Source organism: Methanosarcina thermophila TM-1, assembly GCF_000969885.1.
Lineage (GTDB): Archaea > Halobacteriota > Methanosarcinia > Methanosarcinales > Methanosarcinaceae > Methanosarcina > Methanosarcina thermophila.
Map to the genome: position 1 here is coordinate 2,919,269 of NZ_CP009501.1, position 24,275 is coordinate 2,943,543.

Genomic DNA, 24,275 nt, shown 5'->3' on the forward strand with positions numbered 1-24,275 from the left:
AATGAGAATTTAACGTTGCCGTTCCTCGTTTCCCTCGATGAAATTCCCCACCTGTGGCAACATAGCGATGCTCTTATTTTTCTTGTTGACCTAAATGATTATGACACCCTCAATACAGGTTACCTCAGCAGTATAGAATTGGAATCCCTTGCGAGATTAAAGACCAGTTATTTTAAGAGAAGGTATATTATCTCCAGAACAGTTTTAAAACGAATTCTATGCAAGGTTACTGGTGAACGTTCTGCTTCAGGAATATCTACATATAAAGACAGGAATGGGAGAGTCTGCATCCTTAATAACAGTGAACTTTACATTTGTATCTCATACACCGAAAGTGTTGCAGTTCTTGCAGTCTCAAAAGTCGAGATAGGCATTGATATTGAGCTTGAGAAAAAACTGGCTCTTAAGAGTAATTTGAAAGATCTGAGCATGAAACTCTTATCTACGGACGAGCCCATAAGTGATACCGATCTTTTAAAAATATGGACTTTGAAAGAAGCTTATTCCAAGTTTTCGAATAATAAAATGCATCTTATTTTCAATAAAGAACTGGATCTCAGCAGTGTCAACTATCGGACCTTTATTTTAAATGAGAAATACATATTATCTGTTATAACAAGTTCAAAATCGCATACTATCAATATAAATCGCCTTCATAGAATCGATTTTAACTACGATTAAGCATTTTATAAAAATCAGGGCTTAAATTCTGCATCCTGTACTATCCTTTTCGACCTCATCCCTATACACATAAATTTGCGGATTATTTAGACAAAGGGCTTTTCTGCCAACATGAAGTTTTTCATATTCTTTATATATTTGTGTTACATAATTACCAGTGGGAATTCACGTTATTATAGACGCATTGAGTATTATTAACAATTGGCGGTCTGCTATAAGAAAAGAAAGAGGATACTCAAACATGGAACAAATTAAGGATGACATTGTCGATTATTTGAAGGCTAATTCTTTTATGGACAATAACAGCGTGCTGGGTGATAATGATTCTCTCACTCAAAATGGCATAATAGATTCAATTGGTTTGCTTGAACTTATGGATTATATCTGTGAGAAATATTCTATTGATATTCCTGAGGACATGCTCACCCCGGAAAATTTTGATACTCTGGAAGGAATTGCGAATATGATAATTAAGCTGTCGAAGTGACACAGTATGCGGATTGATGCGTATATCAGCGAGTACGCCAGAAAAACCCCTCAAAATATTGCTCTTGAAGAGGGCACAAATTCCATTTCCTATAGCTGCCTTGACACTGATATAAATGCTATTGCTTCACATTTGACAGATTTTAATCACTGTCGGTTTGCAATCCTGGCAGAGTCAAGCATGCGGTATATAAAGATGCTTATGGCAGTATACCGATCAGCTAACATTGCCATTCCTCTGCCAATAGAATTTCCCAGGTTCAGTCTTGAGAAGCTTCTTGACACAGCCCATATCAACAATATCCTCACAACCGATACCCAGTACTCAAGATTTGGAGAGGGATTTTTTGAGCGTTTTGGAACTGTAATAGTTCTTTCCAGGGATACTTCCGTAAACATTCTCCGCAAAAATATCGAGACTGAACGGAATAATCCTGAACTTCGGCTTGTTCTTTATACCTCAGGCACAACAGGTACTCCAAAAGGAGTCATGTTAAGTGACAGAAATCTTGTATCAAATGCAGAATCCATAATCAAGGTACTTCGGCTAACCTCCAGTGATAAAGGAGCGCTTGTAAATATCCCCTCATCATGCTTTTGGGAATTCCATAATTAACTCCCACCTGGCGTCTGGGGGTTCGGTCTGTGTTGGGAATATGAATTTCATTGCTTCAGTTTTCAACCTTATAGAATCAGATGTCTCAATATTTTATGGAGTACCCAGCACTTACCGTATACTTCTCAAATATCCTGATAGATTCAAACGATCCTTTGCAAAGGTCAGAACTGCTGCATCGGCAGGTGGAGGAATGGATAAAGCTATTGTGAAAGAAATGAAGGAGTTAGTTCCTGGTCTTGAAATCCTTCCTATGTACGGCCAGACTGAAGCGACTGCTAGACTTGCCTACCTGCCCGCAGAAGATGTGGATGAGTTTGTTGACACTATAGGAAAAGCAATTCCTGGTGTTACACTTGATGTTTTTGACTCCGATTGCAATCCCGCAGAGATTAACACAACAGGCGAACTGGTTGCTGCTGGAGATAATATTATGCTGGGTTATCTGGACGACGAGATTGCAACTGAAAAGAAAATTATCAATGGTTGGCTTCATACCGGCGATCTTGCACAGAAACTTCCCAATGGATATATCCGACTTCTCGGGCGCAAAGATGACCTTATAAAAATAGGTGACCATCGTGTTAATCCGCGAGAGATTGAAAGAAATATAGAAGAGAATACCGAGGTCTCCAAGGTTTTTGTCGTACCTGTGCCTCATGAGCTTATGGGAACTGCAATCAGTCTCCTTGTCATACCTTCAGAAAGGAACAGAAATCGAAAATCTGTTTTCGTTCTGCCGTAAAAACCTTCCAGGCTACCTGTGCCCAAGAGAAATCCTGTTCATTGATCATCTACCCTTGAGCGAAAACGGGAAAATATCCMATCGATCCATAATAGAGGAGTACAAACATGTCAAAGCTAATATGCAAAAAGTGTGTTCTTGATTCCGATATTCCCGGTATCCAGATTAACGAGGAAAGTGGTCTCTGCCATTTCTGTGAGACATATACTCCTCTTACTCTTCAGGAAAAGACTGATTATCTGACAAGAATAGAAAAACTTTTTGAACAATACGCAGGGACGGGAAACTACGATGTAATTTATGCACTTTCAGGGGGCAAAGACTCCTCATACACCCTTTATAAACTTAAAAAAGATTACCCCTTTTTGAAAGTTCTGGCTGTTCAGTTCAATAATGGTTTTACTTCCGAGGGTGCAATTAAAAACGCAAAAAAGATTTGTGAGATTACAGGCTGTGATTATTTCCAGTTGACAATGAAAGAGGAAATTCTGCTTGATACATTCCGAAAAGCTGCTGAATCTTATGACGCCTTTCCTAGATTTGCCAAATATCGAGCCAGTGATATCTGTAATGTTTGCATCAGTATCATTAAGCAAAAACTGATCGAAAAAGCCATCACTGAGAAGGCTCCTTTTATTGTATTTGCTTTTACAGCTGGTCAGTCTCCTAATCCTATAATCCCTCTCTCGGCAAATTTTCTCAAGTGGTCAAGAAACCTGTTTGAAACCCAGCTCCAAAAAATAGGGGTTGATGATAAGGATGAAGTTTTCCTCCTGAAAAAATCGGTTCTTGCAAATCTGGGTGAGAATGTTCCGAGTATCCTTCATCCTCTCTGCCTATGGGATTATAATGAAGATGTAATACTTGAGACCCTGCTTGAAATCGGCTGGGAATCCCCAGGAATCAACGACAGCAACTCAACTAACTGTATCTTGAATTCCTTTGCCTGTTACAACCACCTGAAGAAATATGGATTCCACTCATACACCTTTGATATTGCAGGGCTTGTTCGAAGCGGGGATATGTCGAGGGAAGAAGGGTTTGAGAAAATTACTCAGGAACTCTCTCAACCCCTGATAATGGAGGCTGCAAAGAAGCTTAATTTCGATTTAAATCGATTTTGAGACTTTTAACTAAGATTCAACATAAGTGGTACATAACTAAGATTCAACATAAATGGTATTCATTCCGAGGGTTAAGCTATGGAAGCAGCAGAAGGTAAAAATGTCCATATTCTGGAAGAACTTAATCGAGATATTGAAAATTTATCTTTAAATCTCAAGAAATTTATTAAAGAGCAAGTAAGTGTTTTTAAGAAAAGAGGGGTGGTCATAGGAGTATCTGGAGGAATAGACTCTGCAGTAGCATAAACCCTCTGTGTCCATGCACTTGGGAAGGAAAACGTGTACTGTCTTCTCCTTCCTGAAGACGAATCCTCTCCTTCCAGCGCAGCCCTTGGAGCTGAAATCTGTGAGAGCCTTGGAGTTCCATACGAGGAAGTGTCCATCTCCCCTATCCTCAGGTCGCTTAATATCTATGATAAAAAGGAACAGATTATAAAGCGAACCTGCCCTGATTACGACCCTGATCTCCATAAGACGTCGCTTGTTCTTCCTGATTTTCTTAACCAGGGACTTTTAAATGTTCCTTATATCCAGCTTGTTAAAGATGGGGTACCTGCTGGGAAGTACAGACTGAAAGCGAATGATTATCTTGAATTAATAGGACTTCAGAATGTCAAACAGAGATCTCGAATGCTTGTTCAGTATATGTATGCTGAGAAGTTGAACTATGCGGTTTGCGGGACAACGAATAAGACAGAACTGTTTCTTGGTCAGTTTGTGAAATACGGGGATGGAGGCTCAGATTTTGAACCTCTAGCTGACTGTTATAAGGTCCAGGTTTATGCCCTGGGTAGACTGCTTAATGTCAACGAAGCTATTATGAAACGTCCTCCAAGTGCTGATACCTGGAGCCATTTTACTAGTGATGAAGAATTTTACTGGCGTATGCCTCTTGAGATTCTGGATCAGCTTCTGTATGCTCAGGAGCACCAGTTGCCGACCGAGGTGATTGAGAAAAATACCGGACTATCAAGTGACACTATAGAAAAAGTCCTGAGACATATCAACAGGATTAGAGATAGTACGGAGTATGTACGAGCCGCGCCGCCTATCTGCTATATTAGCAGGTAAACTACGATAGTGTCTGGAAGCAGAATTATAATGGCTAAAATCCCGGCTAAAACCAGAATTCTCAGGACTTATTCCACGGAAAATCTGATTATACGCTGCTAGAAATTTTTCTGACAGGTTGCCGTCACATAATGTCACTGTAATAAAATAAATTTAAGCAATAATCCAGAAGTGCGAGTATGAATACCAAGGTCTCAATTGTTCGATGCCATGATTACTCAAACGTGAAAGATGCGGTTAAAGAGGCGCTGAACCTTATAGGCGGGCTTGAGAAAATTATAACTTCTGGCAACCGCGTACTTCTCAAACCCAATGTGCTTGCTATCCGACCGCCAGAGGATGCCGTCACAACCCATCCTGCAGTAGTAGCTGCAATGTGCGAGCTTGTCTCAGAAGTGGGAGGTATTCCAGTTATAGGGGATGGTTCAGGTATTGTAAAACCCGGTTCTACCTCTACTTCGCAGGCGCTTAAGGAGTCAGGCATTGAGAGGGTTGCCTCAGATTATGGGGTGGAACTTATCAATTTTGAGACATCAGGCTATGTTGAGGTTAATGTTCCGGGTGCCAAGGAGTTCTCACGACTGTATATCTCAAAAGCTATACTTGAAGCTGATGTAATTATCTCACTTCCAAAGCTCAAAACCCATGAACTCACACTATACACTGGGGCTGTAAAAAATTTCTTCGGCGCAGTACCTCAGAAAACTCGAAAACAAGCTCACTTTCTGGAGGATCGACGCCGTTTCGGGCAAGCAATTATCGACATATATTCTGTAGTCAAACCCCAACTTGCAGTTATGGACGGTGTGGTCGGAATGGAAGGAAATGGTCCGTCCAATGGTACGCCTATAAAAACAGGCGTAATTATGGCAAGTTATGATTGCGTAGCCCTGGATATTGTAGCTTCAGAGCTTATAGGAATCGATCCTTTGAAGGTTCCTACAAATAGGGCTGCTCTTGCAAGGGGATTTGGGACTGAACATCCTGAGATTGTAGGGACACCTCTTGAAAAGGTGAAGGTCGGGTTTAAAAGACCGGAAGGCGGAATCACTGCTTACATACCTTCTTTTCTCATGAAAATGCTTCGAAAGCAGTTAGCTGTAAAACCCATTATTAACACTTCAAATTGTGCCCTTTGCAGAGCCTGTGTTTCGAATTGTTCGGTTCATGCCATTGAAGAAACTGACAGTGTACTGAAAATTAACGACGAGAAATGCATTCAATGTTATTGCTGCCGCGAACTTTGTCCTAACGATGCGGTAGAAATAAAGAAATCACCGCTTCTTAAACTTGTAGCCCGGAGCAGAAGTTAAAAGAAACGTCATCCAGAAGTTAGTATGCTAAGTATACTGAAAATTATTGTATTCAATGGTTATCAGTATCAGGTTTAATTGAGCGTAAACTATAGGAATATATTTATTCATTAAAACCCATTGAGAAGTATAAATTATTAGATAAGTAGGGGGGGTATTAGCATGACTACTTTAGTATCCAATAGAGACAAAGTAACCTTTGGCGAAATAGCTGACCATTATCACAGCAATAAACTCCTTTTTGGAATTAAATATTTTAAAAATTGGATTCTGGAGCGGCTTGCTTCAAGCGCTCCTGTTCCTTCCTGGAGGGCAGCATTTCACAGGATGCGGGGTGTAAATCTAGGGCGGAATGTATATGTCGGCTATGACGTGGTTTTTGATAGGATTCACCCTGAGTTAATTACAGTAGGGGATTACTCTGAGATTGGCGACCGTTGCATACTGTCTGCTCATACAAGAGGCAGTTTGACTACAAGGCAGGCATACCCGAGAACTATGGCTCCCATAAAAATAGGAAGGGGAGTTTGTGTGAATCCAGGATGTATAATTACTCAGGGGGTTGAGATTGGGGATAACTCAATAATCGGTATCGGATCCGTAGTTAGTCGCAGTATTTCTCCAAATAGTCTTGCTCTTGGCTATCCTGCCAGGGTTGTGAAAAAACTCGAAGGTGTAGGTGAACTTAAGACCTGATTTGAACACCTTCGCTCTTTTATTTCTTCACTTTTCTCTTGATCTCTTTTTCGATTATCCAGGTCTTCATGTTTTTATTTTTCTGCTCTGTACTTTAGCTCAAAGCCATATTCACTCAGGGCAAAAAGTACCATCATTATTACGGAGCAAATTAGAAAGACCGATACAAAAGATGTCATCAGGTAATCGAGAAGTCCTGTTCTCATAAAACTTACATCAAGCATTGAGAACACGCTGATATCTTTCTCATATAACGGATAAAGGTACTCACAGCCTCCTTCACTGATGTCGTCCAGCAATAGGTGTGAAACAAAGGCAGCTTCTGCAAGAAGGCCGAGATGTATTGCTTTTCTAGGCTCCCTATATATAATGTACCCTGTGACTATCCCTAGCAGGACTGCAGGAAGACTGAATAGAAGTGAATGTGTTGGAATCGGGCCAGCCCAGCAATGTTCCATAGTACCATATACTAGAAGGCTGTGAACAATCATGATGTCTGGGAATAATGAGCATACGCTGCCTACGAATAGTAGCGGTAGTAAATGCTTTGAGCCTTTGAGAGAAAGCTCCCCTCGAAAAAATGATCTGACAGTAGCGTAGACTGCTACTGCGCTGACACAGAATACGAAGAATAAAACATGTACTACTGGATAAGGCATAAGCGAACACTTATTATTTCCTGTGAATAAAAAATTTTATGAACTTTAGACTAAATTTGCTTCCAAACTATTTAATATTTTTTATAGGATTTGTGAGAGAAAAAGTGTACATGTATAAAATAATATGAAGGGAATAGTGGTATTAAGAAATGGATTTTCCTGCCAGTCTATTTGCACGGAGAGTGCCTTAAAGAGGAATTAATTCTACAAGTAATCCGTCTTCGAATGGATATCTTTCAATAATCAGAAGCCTCGATCCCGAAGGTCCCAGTTCTTCTCTAAAGTTTTCTTTGAACTCTTCAAGTACCCACCAGGCTACCTCGATTTTTCCGTCTTTTATCTCAAAGAATTCTGAAGGGATTTCCATATCTTGCAGGGTTTTTTCTGCAAGTTTCTGGTCTCCCCCTTCGATTATCCCATATACAAGGGTACCATCCTCGGTGACTTCGTCAAATTCTCTTGCGGTATTCTTTGCAATCCGCTTAAACCTGTTGCGGAGCTGGACTGCGTCCTTGTAGATCGAGGAACAAAAATGAACTTTTCTGCATACAGGCATTGCCTTCTTGGCAAATTTACAGGACCCTGCAGCTGCGCTGGATGTGTCGGACTCTAGACAAAAGCCCTTTCTCAGAAGAGCATCGGAGTTGTTATCTGAGAATTCCAGTTCGTTCAGGTTAAGGAAAACTTCCATTTCTTCTGCAAAAGCTGCGACTTTTTCTGCTCCCTCAAGAGCAGGAATCTCGATTCCGGCTTCGATTCCGAGTTCTTTTGCATTCTGCAGGGCAGTTGCATACGGACTATTTCTAAGATCCTCCCAGCAGTCCTGTGGCGGATGTAAACGGATCTCATCAAGGTCTGCATCTGCGAGTTTTTCAAGAGTCTGTCTACTAGGAGCCAGGGAAGTATATAGATGGATGTGATGTTCTTTTCCGAAAGTAGCCTTGAGTAGTCGGATGTAGTGCAAAACTCTCCCGGTTTTCAGCAGGGGCTCTCCCCCTGTAATCCCTGTCCCGAGAGCGTTCATCAACTCCGCTTCTTTTAATAAATCTTCATCGTTTTTTATAGACCTCTCATTCGCAAAAACAAGGTCTTTTCCACGCCTTTCATGGGAAAGTGGGCAGTAGAAACAGCTCTTAGGGCAGAGGCCTGTTAAGAAGAGCACCATTTTGGCACCCTCCTGACAGAGTCTGCACCCATCTGAAAGATAACTATAAAAAGAGCCGGTTTTGTCTTCAATGATCTTTTCCATACCTGAACCTGCATATCCTTTTTTTCTATATAAGGCTTGTTTTTGACTCTCCAGTGTATCAGTATGAAAATAACTTCACTAAGAAGGGTTTAGCTGAGAAAATGATATATTTATAGGTTGCTAAAGGTCTGCAGATGTCAGAAAAAACTGGATACGTCGTAGTTTTCGGCTGTAAAAGGTGCGGAAAATGCAAGAATATCTGTCCTGTGGACGCAATTTACGAGGAGAACGAGCTTTCAAAGATTGATACTGAAAAATGCACCCTATGTATGAAATGCATAGACGAGTGCACTAACAGGGCTATCATTTATATGGAGTGAGATGTTAGTATGGAAAAAAGTCCGGCTGGCGCGAAAGGGGTTCCTATCAGTATTGAAGAAACACAGGTTGATCTTGAGAAAATATTCAATGGAAAAATTATAGACATTACAACCCCGATCTCTCCTTTAACGCGGATTTTCCCGGGGGACCCAGTAACTGCAATTGAGGAAATCTGTACGCTTGAAAATGAAGGTTGTGCCGTATCAAGGTTAAGTTTTGGAAGCCATACCGGTACTCATGTCGACGCCCCTTCTCACATCCTGGAAAACGGCCTGACTGTTGACAAACTGGAACTCAAAAATCTCATGGGTACGGCGCTTATTCTTGATTTTTCTTCAGTAACAGGTGCACTAACTGCTGAGATTCTTGAAAAAGATTTCAGTAATACAGCTGCTCCTGAGAATATTTCCGTTCTTCTTTTGAAAACTGGAAATTTTTCCAGAAAACAAATAAATGAAGGTGAGGTCAATCTGCATAATGCAGAGTCAGGGTCTCAGGATGCAGAATCCCGGAAAGAAAAATTTGGTTCTGCATACCTTGATGAAAGCGGAGCAGCTTGGATTGTGGAAAAAGGGTTCAGGACTATCGGAATCGATAGCCTTTCCGTAGACAGCCTTTCTGCGGAAACCCTACCTGCCCATCATATCCTTCTTTCAGGTAACGTGAATATAGTAGAATGCCTTGAACTCAGCTTCGTTGAGGCTGGGATCTATTTCTTCCTCTGCCTTCCCTTGAGAATTGAGAACTGCGACGGAGCGCCCGCAAGAGCCATATTACTTCCTTACTCTTGATCTCTATTCTGGTTTATTGTTTCTGACTTCCTGATGCCCTTTAAAAATGAGACATGGTATACCTTACTCCATTCTGCATGACCAGTTCGAAGGGGAAATCTCCTGAAACTGGGTACTCGATTACTACCCCCATCTTTTCATGGGTTATCGGTATCTGGGTGCTTTTCTGGCTTCCTGAAAGCATCCAGTTCCCCTGGGAGTCTATTTCGCCTTTTATAAAATTCACCGTTTTTCCGGCTCTGTAGAAATCCTCTAAATTCTGTTTTTACCCAAAAATTATAAAAATAAAATTGTAAAAATGCTCCTTAATTTTTTTGTCCACACAAAAAACAAAGGAGCAATTGCTATTGTCATCAAATAAGTATATTAAATTTATTGATCTCAGTCTTAAAACGGTTCAGTCTTCCAGACTGAACCTTTACTCCTGCAAATATTCCAAACGTGTTTATACTCAACATCAGCTTCTTGTTCTTGTTTTATTGAAGGAGTATATAAGTACAGACTACCGTGACTTTGTAGAACTTGTTGACCTCATGAACAGTATAAAGGAAAAACTTGACCTTGATAAGGTTCCTCATTACACTACTCTTCAAAAGTTTGTGTCCAGAATTCCCTCTTCATTGTTTAACCTAATTTTGTCAAAAACTCTAAAACTATTTTACTCACATGGAGAAAAAGTTCTCATTACGGCAATTGATGCAACAGGATTTACGAGTTCTTATGCAAGTCATTATTATTCTAAGAGAACAGGGAAGCTCCGAAGGAGCTTCCTTAAAACTTCAATATCAGTAGACACTATTAAAAAAGTAATATTAGGATGGAAAATTAGCCAAAAAACAGATCATGATGTCAAGCATGCAAAGACTCTGATAAGACAATCAAACAAGTCAAGAAAGTCTCAATGTTATGTGATGGATAAAGGATATGATTCCGAAGAAATTCATACTCTAATAAGAGAAGAGATAAAAGCAGATTCAATAGTACCTTTGAGAGAAAGAAAAAGAAAGAGAATAAACGGAAAATATAGAAAACAATTAAACAAAGACTTTGATAAGATCAAATACAATAGAAGGAATATAGTAGAGACAATAATATCTGTTGTAAAAAGAAAATTTGGAGAAACATTAAGAGCAAGAAAGGTTAGAAATCAAGTAAAAGAAGTAAAAGTTAAACTAATAGTCTATAATATAAACAAAAAAGTAATACAATTATTATGGATTAAATTAAGGATTTCTACAGAGCCGTTTTTCCTTCAAGAAATAATCTTTTTTTAACCCCATTTTTATACTGGTAAATAATAGTGTTGTTTTCAGGAATCCATTCCGAGTCACCTAGCTGCCCATTACAATCGGGATCTGGATCCACTCCAAAGCTGATGTACCTGACTGAATCTGGAAGGGTAAACTTGAGGGTACACATTGTTCCCTCAGGACTATGACTCTCAGCAGTGTTCCGGGCATACCCATCCTGAATTGAAAGAATGGCAAGGGAAGCGGCTTCAACCTGGGCTTTAATTCGTGCTTCTTCCAGAGCAGGATTAGCGGTGTTCCAGGATTGGATTAGCAGAATTAGCACCGCTGCAAGCAATCCGAGATATAAGATTAATTTCATCGGGATAGTGTCTGCAGCTGTGGTATCTGAAGCAAGACTCCTCATATAAGATTAACATGCTATACGTAATAAAAAATTTTACTTTATCTTTTAACGGGTAGCCTTTGATTGATGGATTTAGCCTTTGATTGATGGGTTATTTCGACAATCGAGGGTAAAAGGAAAACTTGAAGGATAAGAATAGATTAAAACATAACAATAGAAGATATAAAGAATAGATAATTGAAGGATAAAATAAGAAGTTACTGAAGGAAATACAAAAAAATAACTCACGGATAAAGCAAAAAATCAAGTTGAAGGAAAGGTAAAATAGAAGTCGAATTAAAGTAAGAAGCCAGAAGACCAGAAATCAATGGAAATATATGGAGGGTTTGGGATAGAAGAACAGTGTGATGAAAACCTGCTCTGTATACCTTTTTCAGAGGAGGAGCTTGCCGAAATAAAAAAGTATGCCGACATAAGTGGTATGGAAGTTGAAGAATTTATAAAGAACGTTTGCATTTCCCATTGTTTCCAGCAAATGGAATGTCTTTACGGGGAGAAGCCAGAGGAGTTTGAAAGCGCAGGAACCGCAGAAAAACCGGAAAATGGGATGGAGACAAGACCACGGAAAGTTGAGTTTAAAGCTCAAAAGCTAGAACCTGATTCAAAAGAACCGTCTGTGAAGACGTCAAAGGACCTGCTTGAGGGACCGCTCGTTCTAGATCAGCAGTGCATAATGGATTTATTTGCAATCAAGAGAGAGTTCAGAGACATTTCGAATAACGAGGTCATCACTATTGCCCTGAAACTGGGTCTTAATCAGCTCAATATGGCTCTCGGGTTAATTAAAAATAGACTGAAAGAATGAAAAGCGCAAGAAAAAGAGGAAGGATTTTATATAACAATCCTTTCTGTAATACTTTCTAAAGTTATAGACCTGTGCTCTGTGCTCAATTCTTACTATAGGTTTTGCATAAGATAAACCGTCAAAGGCTGCTGTCCAGTTTTACGATCAAAACTTACTGTCAATTCTTACTTTCAGGATTTTCAAGTTTATCCTTAAACCATTCCAGAAAGCTGTCAATAGCCCTGCGACGGTGGGAAACCTTATTCTTTTCGGCGTCTCCGAGTTCCCCGAAAGTTACGCCCTGGTACTCGAAAATAGGGTCGTATCCAAAACCGCCTGTGCCTCTTTCCTCATAAGCGATTTTCCCTTCAACTACACCCGGAAAAACAAGAGGCTCTTTTCCCGGCTCGCAGTACCCGATAACAGTTTTAAAATAAGCTGTCCTGTCGGTTTCTCCTTCCATGAGCTTGAGCACTTTCGAGTTCCCAAGCTTGTCCTCTACAAAACGAGAGTAAGGGCCTGGAAAACCGTTTAAGGCTTTTATGAAAATTCCGGAATCATCTACCATTGCAGGCATTTTCAGCTTATTTGCAGCGTACTGCGCGCCATAGGCTGCTATGGGCTCAAGCTCATCCTCCTGAAGTTCTGGGTAACCGTTTTTATCCTGGATTACTTCAATCCCGAAAGGCTTAAGGATGTCCCTTACCTCGGCAAACTTGCCTTCATTTCCTGTAACAAACACGACCTTATGCATAACGAGCCCTCTTTTTTATCTCTTCAACACGCTTGAGTACATCTTCTGAATCTATAAAAGTACTCCGGTATCCTTTTTTGAAAGCTTCGGTAAGGGCACGGTGGTTGTGGTGTGTACTCTCAAAAGTCTGGAAAAGCACATGGACATCTACCCCTCTTGCCTCGAGACTTTTATCGAAATATGCAAGCCCGAAGTCAAGGAGATAGAGCCTATCGCCCGCAAGCAGAAGATTTGAGGTTGTAAGATCCCCATGTACTATACCTGCACTATGGAGTTTTCCTACAAGCTCTCCCACCTTTTCGGAAAGCTCAGGAGTGATCAGATATTTTATGGGAACTCCATCAATGTACTGCATCTTCAGCTTAAAATCTTCCACATCATAGATAATCGGTGTAGGAACCCCATTGCGCCTGGCTTCAGATATCAGGCGGGCTTCTGTCCGGTTCCTTTCGGTTCTTATCCTCTCATCGATCTCTTTATGCCTGTAAGCCTTCGGAATTCTTTCCTTAATAAGTACCTGCTTCCCTTCATATCCCTCTTCCAGGTAAACAACAGCTTCGGCTCCGTTATCTAGCATTTCCCCGATCTTTAGTGAGGTTTCAGGGGAGACCTCAGGGATCTTTTTCATCTCTTCTTCCTTTATCCACGTTACTTCCACATCGTCAGTCCGGAAATTAGGGTTTACACGCGACTCTTCAAGGGACAGAGTGATGCCCGATTTGTACATCAGGAGCCCGGTATATGCGATCATTGTCCCGTTATCGCCCATGAAACGCTTCTCGGGTACATAGAACTTTGCGCCTCTGGCTTCGCACATCTCGTTTAGCATCTCCCGAAGCCTTGCATTTGCTCCGACTCCTCCTGCCAGCAGAATCTCCTTTTTTCCAGTATGGGCAAGGGCTCGCTCTGCAACCTCAACGACCATTGCAAAAGCTGTTTCCTGGTAAGAGTAGCAGACATCTTCAAGAGGAGCTTTTTTCAAGGCTTCGCTAGCTGCCGTGGAAAGTCCGGAAAAGGAAAGATCCATGCCTTTTATCACATAGGGGAGCGGGATGTACTTGGTTGCGTTCTTTGCATATGCCTCGATCTTTGGCCCGCCGGGATGCGGCAGTCCAGCTTTCCGTGCAAATTTATCAAGGGCATTTCCAAGTCCTATATCTAAGGTTTCCCCAAAGACTCTGTACCGACCTCCCATGTAGGAGATAACCTGAGAATTGGCTCCACTTACGTAAAGCACAACAGGGTCTTTTGCAGGTGTTCTCCAGATACCGACTTCGATATGGGCGATGCAGTGGTTGACTCCTATAAGGGGCACACCCAGGGATATTGAAAGCATTCTGGCTGCCGTTGCGACCGTTCTCAGGCACGGTCCAAGCCCTGGACCCTGGGAAAAAGCTATTCCGTCAATCTCGGAAGGCTGAACTCCTTTTTTTTTTGCCTCAGCAAGCAGTCTTTTTATAACGCTGGCTGCGTATTTTGCATGGTGCTGAGCAGCTTCCCTGGGGTGGATCCCTCCGGTTTCTGGTTTGTAGGTCTCTGTGACCTCGGCAATAACTTCGGTCTCGGTCACGATTGCAGCACTGAGGTTCCATGCAGTGCCTTCGATTCCAAGGATGAACGTGTTTTTCAAGGCTTATGGTCTCCTTCCAGTCCTTTTTGCTGTCACTGCCTCCGATAATACAGAAGAAAGTTTATATACATTTGCTTTTCCGGGACATCTACCTGTATTTCAAACTTTTCTTTCTCCAGGTATCAAATGTTCCCGAGTTTTCGCACGCTTTCTTCCATTGGTTCAGGAGAGAACAGGTTTTTCTCAAGTCTTTCACCAAACTCCTCAAGTATGGATTCGGGAATATCAAGATTCGGAGGCGGAGGAGTAAGAGTTTCGAACTCAGGTTCTTCTGGTCTGCCCTGTCTGAGTCCGGGCAGAAGCAGAATAGAAACCAGAAACAGGATAAAGATTATGTACTCTATGCTGTAAATCGGCCAGGAGATATAACCTTTGAGCGAAAAAATGTAATTTACATATGAAGCCAGCCAGGAGATGATAGGAAGGGTTGAGGCTGCCGGATGGGACAGCAGAAGACCGGCTATAAAAAGGGAAATGAGCCCAAAACTCATCTTTTTAAGCAGGCTATTCGTTTTCGCATTAAGCCACCATTCCCACCAGGCAGGTTTCAGAGGACCAGTTTGAATATTTTTAAGAAGCAGGGATGCACACTTTTTCACCTCTGCCGGAGCTTCCAGCCTCAGACATTCTTCAAGCCTCTCTACAGCTTTCTGGTAGTAGTGTGCCCGGTAGTAAAAAAGGCCAAGGAAGTAAAATGCATAAGCTTTCAGCTCATTATCTTCGGGTCTCTGCCAGATTGCTCCTTTTTCAAGCTTTCCCGCAGCTGCAAGGAGCATATATCTGAAACGCGCACTATTTTCTTCAAGAAAAGCCTCAGCATACATATACCTCGCATATGCGTCCCAGAGCAGCAATCTTCGGTTGTCTGTATCCAGGGCAAGAGCCCTCCTGAAAGATTCAAGCGCTTCCTCATAGGCCTGTTCCTCAAGTTCTACTCTTCCTTTCAGGTTTCTTGAGAATGCATTCTCAGGAGCTTCCGAAATCGAGGCTTCAAGCTCTTTTAGTGCGCCTCTGCTATTCCCCAACCTGAAGTAAAGCTCTGCAAGCCCGTTTCTGGCATGGAAGTTTTTCGGGTTTGCAATAGTTGCTTTCCTGTAAGATTCGAGGGCTCTTTCAAAATCTTCCAGCTTGAAGCAGGCAAAGCCCAGCAGGCAGGCTGGTAAATCCGAGCTTGTGTCGTCTATTATTATCTTTTCGAGAACTGCAACAGCTTTTTCAAACTTCTGGAGCCTTATGAGGGCAAAAGCTTTCATAACCGAAGCCTGGGTATTTTGAGGATCTAAGGTAAGGATTTTATCAAAAACTCTCAGGGCTTTTTCCCATTCTCCGCAATGCGCAAAAACAAGACCTTCTTCACAACATGCAATTTTTTCGTCTTCAGCAAGCTTCCTTGCGCTCTCGAAAGCATTTAATGCATCTTCATACCTGCCAAGGGAATCCAGAGCAAGCCCTTTAGCAATCTTGAGAATTACCAGCCTGGATTTAGTTCCAGGAAGATTTAAAACCCTGAGAGCTTTGTTTTCATCATTATTAGTAGATTTTTCTATCTGTGAAGCTGCATAAATAGCTTCTTCTGCGTTTTCCAGAGTTTTCAGGGCTTCATCATATTTTTTCAGGCATATGAGAGTAACTCCTTTCCAGATCTGTGGAAAAGGATTTTCAGGATTCGTGGCATTGTCAAAAGCTTTGAGAGCTTCATTATATTCTCCAAGCTCGGCAAAAACAAATCCCCGATATTTCCAGTTTTCACTTCCAATTTCTCTTTCAGGAAATTCCCCTGACAGTTCCAGGTACTTTTTAAAGGCTTTCTGAAGCTGACTCTCAAGAATCTCTTCAGAGCTTTTTTCTTTACGTTTAAGCAGGGAAAGGGCAACCCCCCGGTTATAACGTGCCGGCAAACTTTCGTAGTCAAGCTCGAGAAGCGTCTCATAAGCTTCCAGGGCTTCCCTGTATTTCCCAAGTTTACAGAGCGCGTTTCCCTTTCCATTCCACGCAAAAAGGTTCTCAGGCTCAAGCTTGAGAGCTTTCTCAAAATTTGCGAGGGCGCTGGAATATTTTTCAAGCTTATAATATACCTCTCCAAGCCCGCTAAAAATTCCGCTACTTTCAGCTCCTGAGGAAAGGGCTTTTTTATAAGCCTGCAGAGCTTCATAAAGCCTGCCCAGTGCCAGTAAACAGTTGCCTGCCCCTTCCCATCCCTCAGGGTTCGAAGGATCAATTTCAAGAGTTTTCTCGAAAGCGTTAAGGGATTCTTTGTATCTGCCAAGAGCCAGCAAGGCTTTTCCTTTGCCAATTTTCGCTTCTATGAGAGAGTTATCCAGCTCAAGTGCACTCTCAAATGCTCCAAGTGCTTCCCGGCACCTTCCCAACCTTCCGAGAAGCTTGCCTCTCTCAAGCCTGTTTTTTGCGTTATTGGGCTCAATTATAAGGCTTTTTTCGAAAGCTGATAGAGCCTCCTCCTTCCTTCCCATGCCTTCGAGAACTCTGCCCTGGATTTCCCAGGCAGCAGCAGATGCAGGTTCGAGCTCTAGAGCTTTTTCACATGCTCTCAAAGCTTCTCTTCTTCTTCCCAGGGCAAGGTATGCTTTTGCTTCACCTTCCCATGCCCCCGAATGTGAAGGTTCCAGCATAAGTGTTTTTCCGTAGGCTTCAAGTGACTCTTCATTCCTACCGAGTGCAGATAGGGTTAGCCCCAGATAATACCAGGCTTTGAAATTCTCGGGATTAAGCTCGGCAGCTCTTGTGAAAGCCTCAAGAGCTTCTTCGTTTCGTGAGAGCTGTCTTAAAGCAAGCCCGCTGTAGTACAATGCTCCTGCGTGCTGCTCATCTCTTTTAAGCACGCCTTCAAAAGCCTCAAGTGCCTTTTCAGGCATATTAAGATACCCGAAGGTAAGCCCCTTTTGGTAACGGGCAGGTATATTATCCGGGTCAAAATAAAGAGCTTTGTCATAAGCCTGTAAAGCTTCTTCCGGTCGGTCAAGATAACGAAGTATATTTCCCCTGTATTGCCAGGCAATACTATCATCAGGGTTTACTTTAAGTACGTCATCGAAAGCCTTAAGTGCCCTTTCAAAATTTTCCTCTGACCCAATCTGATTTTTCAGGTTCAAAAGAGCAAGGGCTTTACTGTACCAAGCTTTGGCATAAAGAGAATTCATAGGCCCTCGGAGTCTTTGAGTAAAATTTGGTTAATTAAAATTTCATTTAATTATATACTATGCCTATTATAAATACGGACACAGAAGATAGTTACTGATTTTGCTCTCATTAATTTGCAGGCTCATTGAACTAAAGCACCGGCAGTCTATGACAGAAAAGAAATTCAACGGGAAGATAAGAGAAAAATAGAAAAAGAAATTCAACGGGAAAATAAGAGAAAACAAAAAATTATAGTAATGTAAAAAACAATTAGAGAGTAGATAGAAGTAGAAAATTGAGAGCAAGCAGGAAATTAAGAGCAAACTTCTTGCTCAAGCCTTTTTTAAAGAGACTTGTAAAAGGCTTACAGAATTCGGGTGAGTGAAAAAACCACAGGAAACTTCCTGTGGTTCGAGTTGAAAAAGAGTCAAATTACTCTTGAGTCAGGTTATTTCTTGAATTCGGTATATCCGCATTTTCCGCAGGCGAGGCGGTTTTTGTGGTCCGCGAGGAATGTACCTGGTCCGCACCTGGGGCAGAACTGTTTTATTCTAGTTACGGAGTCGCCCTGGACTTTATAGTAATCTTTTACTGCCATGTATATGCACCTCGCTTAAGCCTCTTCTCCCTCAGTCTCCGTGCCCGGGGCAGCATTTCTTTTCAGGACATAGTCCAGTTCTACCTGTTTCATACGGTCGGCATCTTCATAGAGTTTGGCATAGCCCTTGCCTTCCTGCATACCATATTCAGTTTTGATTCTCTGGATTACCAGCAGTTCAGCAGGGGCGTTTAACATTGCAGCGAGTTTATTCTTGATTTCACTTCTGGAAGGAGTCGAACCTTCATATTTCACAACGAAATCCAGTTCCCTTCGATTTAAAAGTACATTATTCTTGTCTTTAAGAATTCTTATGTCCATCTAAAATTCTCCGTATTTTATCCAATTCGTAATTCTGATTTTTGCTGATGAGTTTTTCAAAGAGAGTTCTTATCTCCTCTTTTTTCTCTTCAGTGACTTTTACAAAGACCACACCCTCATCAGGTTGACCATAAAGGACTACAGCGCCAAGAGGTGCCAGAAGGATTACAGGAAGGGTTGCCAGGTCCTCTTCTCCTCTTACAAGGATTCTCAGAGGCTTTTCCGAAGCAAAAGCTTCACAAAGGGTTTTAATCAACTCGTCGGTAATTATTCCTGCAGGATTGTCCACGGACATCTCGTCGTAAATTTTGTCCATGGTCCGGGCTGACACGTCACTGGAGACTGGTTTCCTTTTGGTGCGGTTGTCCACAATACAGATATCAGGGATAATTCCGGCTTCAAGCAGGTGGAAGGTAGTAACATCCCCTACGGATATAAGTTTTGTGGGGCTTCCAAGCTCTCCTGCAAATTTGTCTATAGTGTCCCTGCCTTTACCCCTGTAAAGCGTGCCCAGGGGTTTTTTCATAAGCGGGCGAAGTTCTCTTGGAAGCTCGATATGAACACTCAAATCAGCGCACCTTCAGAGCGAATTTATCCGGAATGTCAACTCCAAGCTTTTTTGCTATTTCCGAGCGTTCAGGGTCCAGGATAATTACAAGCCCGCTCCATTCCTCTGCAAGGTCCGAAGTTCCGCAGACTACGCAGGTTTGCCCATCCAGGACCCTCATGCAGTGTCGACATACTTTTTCTGCCATTATAAATCCTCTCCCTTTTCAGGCAGTTCCTTCAGGAGCAGCTTCACTTGGCTGTTTTCTTTTACGGGCTTCTTCAAGCCATTGCAATTTTCCTAAAGCAGTTTGACGCATCGTAAGCCCGATTTTACTCTCTTTTGGTTCCCTCTCATTTATACTTACCGCGACAATTCTGGCTCTTACATGATCACCTTCGGCAATGGACTTGTTCCCGTTCCTTGTCACGAGTCTTGCATTCTTGGCGTCGTATGAAATGAAGTCATCCGTAATCTGGCTGACGTGGAGCAGTCCATCCATTGGTCCAATACCTACGAAAACTCCGAAACTAACGGCTTCAACAACCTCACCCTCAATAATCTCCTGGAGCTCAGGCACAAACATTATTGCTTCGAATGTTACATCATAATATACTGCTCCATCTCCTACGAGGATGTGCCCTTCTCCTATCTCGACAATTTTATGAATCGCGACGAGACAGCCAAGTTTTTTGTCAACCTGCCCCTCCAGTTTTTCTCTTAACGCGTTTTTAACAGTAGGCTCCACCTCTTCTCCTAATAAGGTAGGGGGGATACGAACCGTATCAACGAGTTTCATCATTTTATACATCTGCTAATCACCTGTAATACAAACAATTCAATGCTGCCCTGTAAAATAATATGACCTTTCAGACAAAGTCCAGTTTGTTTTTCTGGCGCAGGGAGATGGTCTGGATTCCTTCTTTAGCAAGCCTGCGCTTTAATTCTATATCGTTTGTCAGAACGGCTGCTCCCATTTCTTTTGCCAGCCTGAGAATTACGTCATCCGCAGGCCCTGTAGCATCAGTTATACGCTCGCACCTGTCCATCATGGATCTGGCGACTTTTGCAGCTGCCCTGTTCGAACCTCTTTCCCGTTTTATGAGTTTTTCTATTTCAAATACTACAGCCTCAGGCACAAAAAATTCGTTAAATCCCAGTCTTTTTAGTTCTTCGAAGATGTCCACTCCGAACTGAACCGGGATCATAAATCCATTAGTATCGATTATTACTTTCAACTCTTAATTACTCCTACTCCGATGAGCCGCCAGCGAGAGTCGATTCTCCTGCTGATAGCAACCCTTGACCCGATGGCTGCGCTAACCGGACGCTTAAGGGCTACCTGCGCTTCGTTTTTCCGTGCGCTTGTAACCACTCCTACTGTGGTTGCAGTTCCTATGTTAAGCATGAGAGGTTCACTGGTCTTGATCTCGTTGATTTTTTCTTCTCTTGTAACTCCCACTACCCTATCGAGCAAGTGTAATTCCATAACGAACTGGTGCCTGGTATCAGGAAGGGTGCCGGGTTTGCCAGCGATCTGTCCTGTTAAAGAGTCACCTTTTGTTAGTGTGGGGTCAAGATATGTTCCTACAGCCAGAAGACCTCCTGGGGTTGCTTCTTCTACCTTTGTAGAGCCTGCAAAGATTGACGAAACCGTTGTCATAATTGGAACCCATTTTGTAGTGCCTTCGGTGGTAACCTTAATTCCGGGTCTTATTTCCAGTTCATCTCCGGGGCGAAGGACTCCTTCGGTCAAAGTGCCTCCAATAACTCCTCCCTGGATCTCGTCGATTGAAGCTCCTGGTTTGTTAACATCAAAAGAACGCGCAATCAGCATGCTGGCAGGTCTGTCAATTTTGTGGACAGGGGTAGGAATCTCGGTCTCCAGAGCCTCAATAAGGACATCTATATTGATATTCTGCTGAGCTGAAATCGGGATTATAGGTGCGTTTTCCGCGACAGTGCCTTTAACAAACTTTTTTATTTGTTGATAATTCTCGATAATGCGCTCTCTGGGTACAAGGTCAATCTTATTTTGTACAATTACAATATTTTTAATCCCTATTATGTCCAGTGCCATAAGGTGTTCTTTTGTCTGGGGTTGAGGGCAGTCTTCATTTGCGGCAATTACCAGGACTGCCCCGTCCATAATTGCGGCACCTGAAAGCATAGTAGCCATCAAGGTTTCGTGACCCGGGGCGTCTACAAAGGACACAGTCCTATGCTCTTCCGTCTGCTCTCCGCAGTTAGGGCAGGTCTCTTCAACGGTGTAACACTGGGGAGAAGGGCATTTGGGACATCTCATGAACGAGGCGTCTGCATACCCCAGTCTAATAGAAATCCCTCGTTTTACTTCCTCACTATGTGTATCTGTCCAGATGCCTGATAAGGCTCTAACAAGCGTAGTTTTTCCATGGTCGACATGGCCTACCATGCCGATATTAACACAAGGCTGACTCAAGTTGTAATTTCCTCCAGTAAAATGAAGTGATATGATATAAAGAGGTCTTTATCCTGAACCTGTACAATAAAAGCTTTGAATTCCCTTTTCCGGTATGTCTAAGGATTCCAATCCTGAACTCACTTGATTTGTAATTTAAACTTGTAAATTAAAGCAAGATTCTCAGGCCGGAATGTTTTCCCGGCCCAATCCATGTTCCAAACCCCTGAAAATAGAGATCCCGAACAAGTCTGCCATTAATTCTTCTCTCGCAGTCTAAAGCTTGCAGATTAAGGTGATATTTTTAAAGTTTACGATATCCTGCACAAATCATATTACTAATGCTGGAAAGCCTTAATAAATTTATGTGACGATAGCGTCAAGTTTCTCCATTTCCAGGGCGCGCCTGATCTCAAAGGCTAGCCTTCTCCCTGTGCTCATAGGTCTTCTCCAGAGAGAGTTACCGTAAGAATGCCCTACCGACATATGTACATTGGTCCCGCCGCCTACTCTTGGGGCGACATCATAAATATAGAAATTAAGATCCTTATCCACACAGGTTTGCAGGCAGAAAGGACCTATAATTCCGGGAGCGTAGTGTTCCTGTGTAGCTTTTATGTATTTCTCCCCCATTTCGAATACTTTCTCGAGCAGAGACTCGCGCAGGGTTGCGGAGTTATGCCCGCAAATCGTGTATTCGGGAGTGAGCTGGTGTTCGGCCAGGGTCAATTGTTGCGGGGCAGGAAGCCTTACATGCCCGTCAAGGCTGGTCTCAAAGCGCCAGTCAATTCCAAGAAGTTCCAGCTTGCTCATTTTCGGTTCGATAGGGGAGTAAAACATGTCAAGATTGAATACAGGACCTATGATATAACGCTCTATCCTTGCCTTCTCAAGGGCTTCCTTTGTAATAACTCCCTGTTTTATGAGAGCTTCGGATTTTTCCAGGTATTCTTTGTAACTCGAGGCTGTAAAGAATCCCCTTTCGAGCTTTTTTACTGCGTGTGGAAGTTTGACCATTACAAGTTCGTTGATATCCTCTGGAGACTCGATTTTTTCCGGGAAAGGAAGACCAGCTTTTTCCAGAATCCAATAATAACTCTGCTGCTCACTGCGTTCCTCGCTCCGAAGCAGATTCCGGCTTCCTACAAGAGGCACTCTGAAATCTTCTTCTATATCATCTATACTGCAGTAGGAGGTAAAGGAACGGTTAGGGATAAAAAGTACATTTTCATTAACCAGTTTTTGCTGGTTTTCGGGCAGGAGAATCTCGTTATATTTTTTGAAAACAATGGTCTCGTCGACAATTCCTCGTTTTACTTTTCCGTAAGGGTCTCTCTGCGCCTTGAAGTACTCACTGTATGTTTTTTCCCTGCCAGCCTGGCAGACAGCAAGAGTCCTGAATCCCTCCTCAACTGCACCATCACAGATATCGAGTCCTGAATGAGAGGCTATTGTTCCTATTTTTATCTTATCAGCGTGAGCATAGTAGCCTTCAACGATTTCCTTAATTTCTTTCCTGTCAATCATATCTGATGTTCCTTGGCTTTGGAAATAATTCCTTTTATGAAAGGTGATAAGTATGACTTCTCAAACCTGCTGCTTGATTTGAGTTTTTTGTAATGTAGATCTGGAGTTATTTGCCGCGTATTATGAAATAGAGATTCTGATAGGTTTCCCCCATTAACGGCTTTACCTATTAAAACCCTTTCTAATATAAGTAATCATTTATGATGAGAATCAAGTCGAAAAAAGATAACAAGAAATGGTATGCTGTGAAGATTTAAAACCGAAGAGTATAGGGTGGAAAAGATATTTGAACCTTTTCTGGGTTTCGGGATTTTAGCTTTTCTTAGTTTTCGATGCTTTCTTAAATGAAACTCAGGATAAGAGGCGTAATGAAGGTTTCAATTACGGCTGCAACGAAAAGAAGAGGCAGAATCCAGCGGAAATAAAACAGTAGCCCTTCTTTAAACTCCTTTTTGATTTGTGTAGGCTTGCCTATAAGGGCAGAGAATACCTGGTACCCGAGTCGTAGCCCTATGCCCGCAGCCAGGAAGACCATAGGCAGTTCCAGTATTCCATGTGGGAGAAGGGCGAGTAAAATAAAAAGCGTGCCTCTTTCTTGAGCTGTCAGATAGGCGATTACTCCCACAAGATATCCATTGAAGGCGATAAACATCACTGGAAGAACTCCCAGAGCCAGCCCGAGTACCAGGAAAAGCAGGCTTACAAAGGCATTGTTAAGAAAGATCGCAAACATTATGGAAAAAGGGTTCATAGTCAGAAGTGACTCGAAACGAGAAGTGAAACTTTCCCTGAGAGCATCAGCCATAGATGGGAAATTTGCAGCTGAGATATAACCTGTAACCAGAGCCCCGAAAAACACAATTGCCATGATTGCCGCATAAGGCCAGATAAAGCGCACATATCCTGTAAATCCCTTTTTCGGATCTTTTCGGTCATCGTGCCAGGTTTCTGCGGTTACGCTCCCTGGAATAAAGGCTTTTTCCTCTGCAACATATTCCCGTTCTATCTTTCCTAGAGGAGTTTTTCTCTGTTCATCTGTTTTTCTTTCTTCTGAATTATAATCTTCTTTTTCCATACCTATCCCCACCAGTAGTTTTCAGCCTGTTTAATCCGGTCAAATATGTAAGC

At 42.2% G+C, this 24,275-nt stretch carries 28 protein-coding genes and 1 pseudogene; 13 read left to right on the forward strand and 16 right to left on the reverse strand.

Annotation, left to right across the window (positions count from 1 at the left end; genetic code table 11):
• Nucleotides 1–15: 15 nt before the first annotated feature.
• From MSTHT_RS12740 to MSTHT_RS12770, 9 genes and pseudogenes are all read left to right on the forward strand, one after another.
• Nucleotides 16–681, forward strand: coding sequence for a 4'-phosphopantetheinyl transferase family protein (locus MSTHT_RS12740; protein ID WP_231588098.1), 666 nt, complete (start codon nucleotides 16–18; stop codon nucleotides 679–681).
• 241 nt (nucleotides 682–922) lie between these two features.
• Nucleotides 923–1,168: an acyl carrier protein gene (locus MSTHT_RS12745; protein WP_048168107.1), complete on the forward strand. Its 246-nt coding sequence runs from the start codon at nucleotides 923–925 to the stop codon at nucleotides 1,166–1,168.
• 6 nt (nucleotides 1,169–1,174) lie between these two features.
• The gene (locus tag MSTHT_RS15385) at nucleotides 1,175–1,783 is read left to right on the forward strand and encodes an AMP-binding protein (RefSeq protein ID WP_269429858.1); all 609 of its coding nucleotides are present in this window, start codon (nucleotides 1,175–1,177) and stop codon (nucleotides 1,781–1,783) included.
• Between the two features lie 7 nt (nucleotides 1,784–1,790).
• Nucleotides 1,791–2,528 (forward strand): class I adenylate-forming enzyme family protein, encoded by a 738-nt coding sequence (locus tag MSTHT_RS15390; RefSeq protein ID WP_269429868.1) that lies wholly within the window; start codon nucleotides 1,791–1,793, stop codon nucleotides 2,526–2,528.
• The gene (locus MSTHT_RS15540) at nucleotides 2,443–2,670 is read left to right on the forward strand and encodes an AMP-binding enzyme (RefSeq protein WP_394297016.1); all 228 of its coding nucleotides are present in this window, start codon (nucleotides 2,443–2,445) and stop codon (nucleotides 2,668–2,670) included. Before MSTHT_RS15390 ends, MSTHT_RS15540 begins: the two co-directional genes overlap by 86 nt.
• Nucleotides 2,636–3,652 (forward strand): adenine nucleotide alpha hydrolase family protein, encoded by a 1,017-nt coding sequence (locus tag MSTHT_RS12755; protein WP_048167051.1) that lies wholly within the window; start codon nucleotides 2,636–2,638, stop codon nucleotides 3,650–3,652. The genes MSTHT_RS15540 and MSTHT_RS12755 overlap by 35 nt, the downstream gene beginning before the upstream one ends.
• Nucleotides 3,653–3,730: 78 nt before the next feature.
• Nucleotides 3,731–4,723: pseudogene (gene nadE / locus MSTHT_RS12760) on the forward strand (NAD(+) synthase).
• 179 nt (nucleotides 4,724–4,902) lie between these two features.
• Nucleotides 4,903–6,036, forward strand: a complete 1,134-nt coding sequence (locus tag MSTHT_RS12765; protein ID WP_048168108.1) for a DUF362 domain-containing protein — start codon at nucleotides 4,903–4,905, stop codon at nucleotides 6,034–6,036.
• 162 nt (nucleotides 6,037–6,198) lie between these two features.
• Nucleotides 6,199–6,732: an acyltransferase gene (locus MSTHT_RS12770; protein ID WP_048168109.1), complete on the forward strand. Its 534-nt coding sequence runs from the start codon at nucleotides 6,199–6,201 to the stop codon at nucleotides 6,730–6,732.
• A gap of 74 nt (nucleotides 6,733–6,806) precedes the next feature.
• Here the strand turns inward: MSTHT_RS12770 and MSTHT_RS12775 are convergent, their stop codons facing one another.
• Both MSTHT_RS12775 and MSTHT_RS12780 read right to left on the reverse strand, forming a co-directional pair.
• The gene (locus MSTHT_RS12775) at nucleotides 6,807–7,391 is read right to left on the reverse strand and encodes a metal-dependent hydrolase (protein ID WP_048168110.1); all 585 of its coding nucleotides are present in this window, start codon (nucleotides 7,389–7,391) and stop codon (nucleotides 6,807–6,809) included.
• 187 nt (nucleotides 7,392–7,578) lie between these two features.
• Entirely contained in the window at nucleotides 7,579–8,640 is a 1,062-nt protein-coding gene (locus MSTHT_RS12780) for a radical SAM protein (RefSeq protein WP_048168111.1), read from the reverse strand.
• A 134-nt stretch (nucleotides 8,641–8,774) separates the two neighbouring features.
• Between MSTHT_RS12780 and MSTHT_RS12785 the strand changes: the two genes are divergently transcribed.
• Together MSTHT_RS12785 and MSTHT_RS12790 are read left to right on the forward strand one after the other, a co-directional pair.
• Nucleotides 8,775–8,960, forward strand: a complete 186-nt coding sequence (locus MSTHT_RS12785) for a DUF362 domain-containing protein (RefSeq protein WP_048168112.1) — start codon at nucleotides 8,775–8,777, stop codon at nucleotides 8,958–8,960.
• Between the two features lie 9 nt (nucleotides 8,961–8,969).
• Nucleotides 8,970–9,752 (forward strand): cyclase family protein, encoded by a 783-nt coding sequence (locus MSTHT_RS12790; protein WP_082086848.1) that lies wholly within the window; start codon nucleotides 8,970–8,972, stop codon nucleotides 9,750–9,752.
• Between the two features lie 40 nt (nucleotides 9,753–9,792).
• Here the strand turns inward: MSTHT_RS12790 and MSTHT_RS12795 are convergent, their stop codons facing one another.
• The gene (locus MSTHT_RS12795) at nucleotides 9,793–9,978 is read right to left on the reverse strand and encodes an immunoglobulin domain-containing family protein (RefSeq protein ID WP_048168113.1); all 186 of its coding nucleotides are present in this window, start codon (nucleotides 9,976–9,978) and stop codon (nucleotides 9,793–9,795) included.
• A 121-nt stretch (nucleotides 9,979–10,099) separates the two neighbouring features.
• On the opposite strand from MSTHT_RS12795, the gene MSTHT_RS12800 reads away from it, so the two are divergent.
• Entirely contained in the window at nucleotides 10,100–11,026 is a 927-nt protein-coding gene (locus MSTHT_RS12800; protein WP_048168114.1) for an IS5 family transposase, read from the forward strand.
• Here MSTHT_RS12800 and MSTHT_RS12805 read toward each other — a convergent pair.
• Nucleotides 10,986–11,408 carry a hypothetical protein gene (locus MSTHT_RS12805; protein ID WP_197071751.1) on the reverse strand — a complete coding sequence of 141 codons (423 nt, stop codon included), beginning with the start codon at nucleotides 11,406–11,408 and terminating at the stop codon, nucleotides 10,986–10,988. The two genes, MSTHT_RS12800 and MSTHT_RS12805, sit on opposite strands and share 41 nt — an antisense overlap.
• Before the next feature lie 307 nt (nucleotides 11,409–11,715).
• Between MSTHT_RS12805 and MSTHT_RS12810 the strand changes: the two genes are divergently transcribed.
• Nucleotides 11,716–12,213: a hypothetical protein gene (locus MSTHT_RS12810; RefSeq protein WP_231588099.1), complete on the forward strand. Its 498-nt coding sequence runs from the start codon at nucleotides 11,716–11,718 to the stop codon at nucleotides 12,211–12,213.
• Nucleotides 12,214–12,370: 157 nt separating this feature from the next.
• On the opposite strand, the gene MSTHT_RS12815 is transcribed toward MSTHT_RS12810, so the two are convergent.
• From MSTHT_RS12815 to MSTHT_RS12870, 12 genes are all read right to left on the reverse strand, one after another.
• Nucleotides 12,371–12,946 (reverse strand): XTP/dITP diphosphatase, encoded by a 576-nt coding sequence (locus MSTHT_RS12815; RefSeq protein ID WP_048168115.1) that lies wholly within the window; start codon nucleotides 12,944–12,946, stop codon nucleotides 12,371–12,373.
• Nucleotides 12,939–14,576 (reverse strand): bifunctional N(6)-L-threonylcarbamoyladenine synthase/serine/threonine protein kinase, encoded by a 1,638-nt coding sequence (locus MSTHT_RS12820; RefSeq protein ID WP_048168116.1) that lies wholly within the window; start codon nucleotides 14,574–14,576, stop codon nucleotides 12,939–12,941. Before MSTHT_RS12820 ends, MSTHT_RS12815 begins: the two co-directional genes overlap by 8 nt.
• Before the next feature lie 122 nt (nucleotides 14,577–14,698).
• A complete protein-coding gene (locus MSTHT_RS12825; RefSeq protein ID WP_048168117.1) occupies nucleotides 14,699–17,734 on the reverse strand; it encodes a tetratricopeptide repeat protein in 3,036 nt (1,011 codons plus the stop codon).
• A 428-nt stretch (nucleotides 17,735–18,162) separates the two neighbouring features.
• Nucleotides 18,163–18,312, reverse strand: a complete 150-nt coding sequence (locus MSTHT_RS12830) for a 30S ribosomal protein S27ae (RefSeq protein WP_048109017.1) — start codon at nucleotides 18,310–18,312, stop codon at nucleotides 18,163–18,165.
• A 15-nt stretch (nucleotides 18,313–18,327) separates the two neighbouring features.
• Nucleotides 18,328–18,633: a 30S ribosomal protein S24e gene (locus tag MSTHT_RS12835; RefSeq protein WP_048168118.1), complete on the reverse strand. Its 306-nt coding sequence runs from the start codon at nucleotides 18,631–18,633 to the stop codon at nucleotides 18,328–18,330.
• Nucleotides 18,614–19,201, reverse strand: coding sequence for a GTP-dependent dephospho-CoA kinase family protein (locus tag MSTHT_RS12840; RefSeq protein WP_048168119.1), 588 nt, complete (start codon nucleotides 19,199–19,201; stop codon nucleotides 18,614–18,616). The genes MSTHT_RS12835 and MSTHT_RS12840 overlap by 20 nt, the downstream gene beginning before the upstream one ends.
• 1 nt (nucleotide 19,202) lies before the next feature.
• Nucleotides 19,203–19,388: a transcription elongation factor subunit Spt4 gene (spt4, locus tag MSTHT_RS12845; protein ID WP_048168120.1), complete on the reverse strand. Its 186-nt coding sequence runs from the start codon at nucleotides 19,386–19,388 to the stop codon at nucleotides 19,203–19,205.
• Between the two features lie 18 nt (nucleotides 19,389–19,406).
• Nucleotides 19,407–19,991: a DNA-directed RNA polymerase gene (locus MSTHT_RS12850; RefSeq protein WP_048168121.1), complete on the reverse strand. Its 585-nt coding sequence runs from the start codon at nucleotides 19,989–19,991 to the stop codon at nucleotides 19,407–19,409.
• A 58-nt stretch (nucleotides 19,992–20,049) separates the two neighbouring features.
• Nucleotides 20,050–20,418, reverse strand: coding sequence for a PIN domain-containing protein (locus MSTHT_RS12855; RefSeq protein WP_048168122.1), 369 nt, complete (start codon nucleotides 20,416–20,418; stop codon nucleotides 20,050–20,052).
• The gene (locus tag MSTHT_RS12860) at nucleotides 20,415–21,641 is read right to left on the reverse strand and encodes a translation initiation factor IF-2 subunit gamma (protein WP_048168123.1); all 1,227 of its coding nucleotides are present in this window, start codon (nucleotides 21,639–21,641) and stop codon (nucleotides 20,415–20,417) included. Before MSTHT_RS12860 ends, MSTHT_RS12855 begins: the two co-directional genes overlap by 4 nt.
• Before the next feature lie 342 nt (nucleotides 21,642–21,983).
• Complete coding sequence (locus MSTHT_RS12865) at nucleotides 21,984–23,147, reverse strand: formate--phosphoribosylaminoimidazolecarboxamide ligase family protein (RefSeq protein WP_048168124.1); 1,164 nt, start codon at nucleotides 23,145–23,147, stop codon at nucleotides 21,984–21,986.
• A gap of 340 nt (nucleotides 23,148–23,487) precedes the next feature.
• On the reverse strand, nucleotides 23,488–24,222 hold the full coding sequence (locus MSTHT_RS12870; RefSeq protein WP_048168125.1) for a stage II sporulation protein M: 735 nt from the start codon (nucleotides 24,220–24,222) through the stop codon (nucleotides 23,488–23,490).
• Nucleotides 24,223–24,275: the final 53 nt, after the last annotated feature.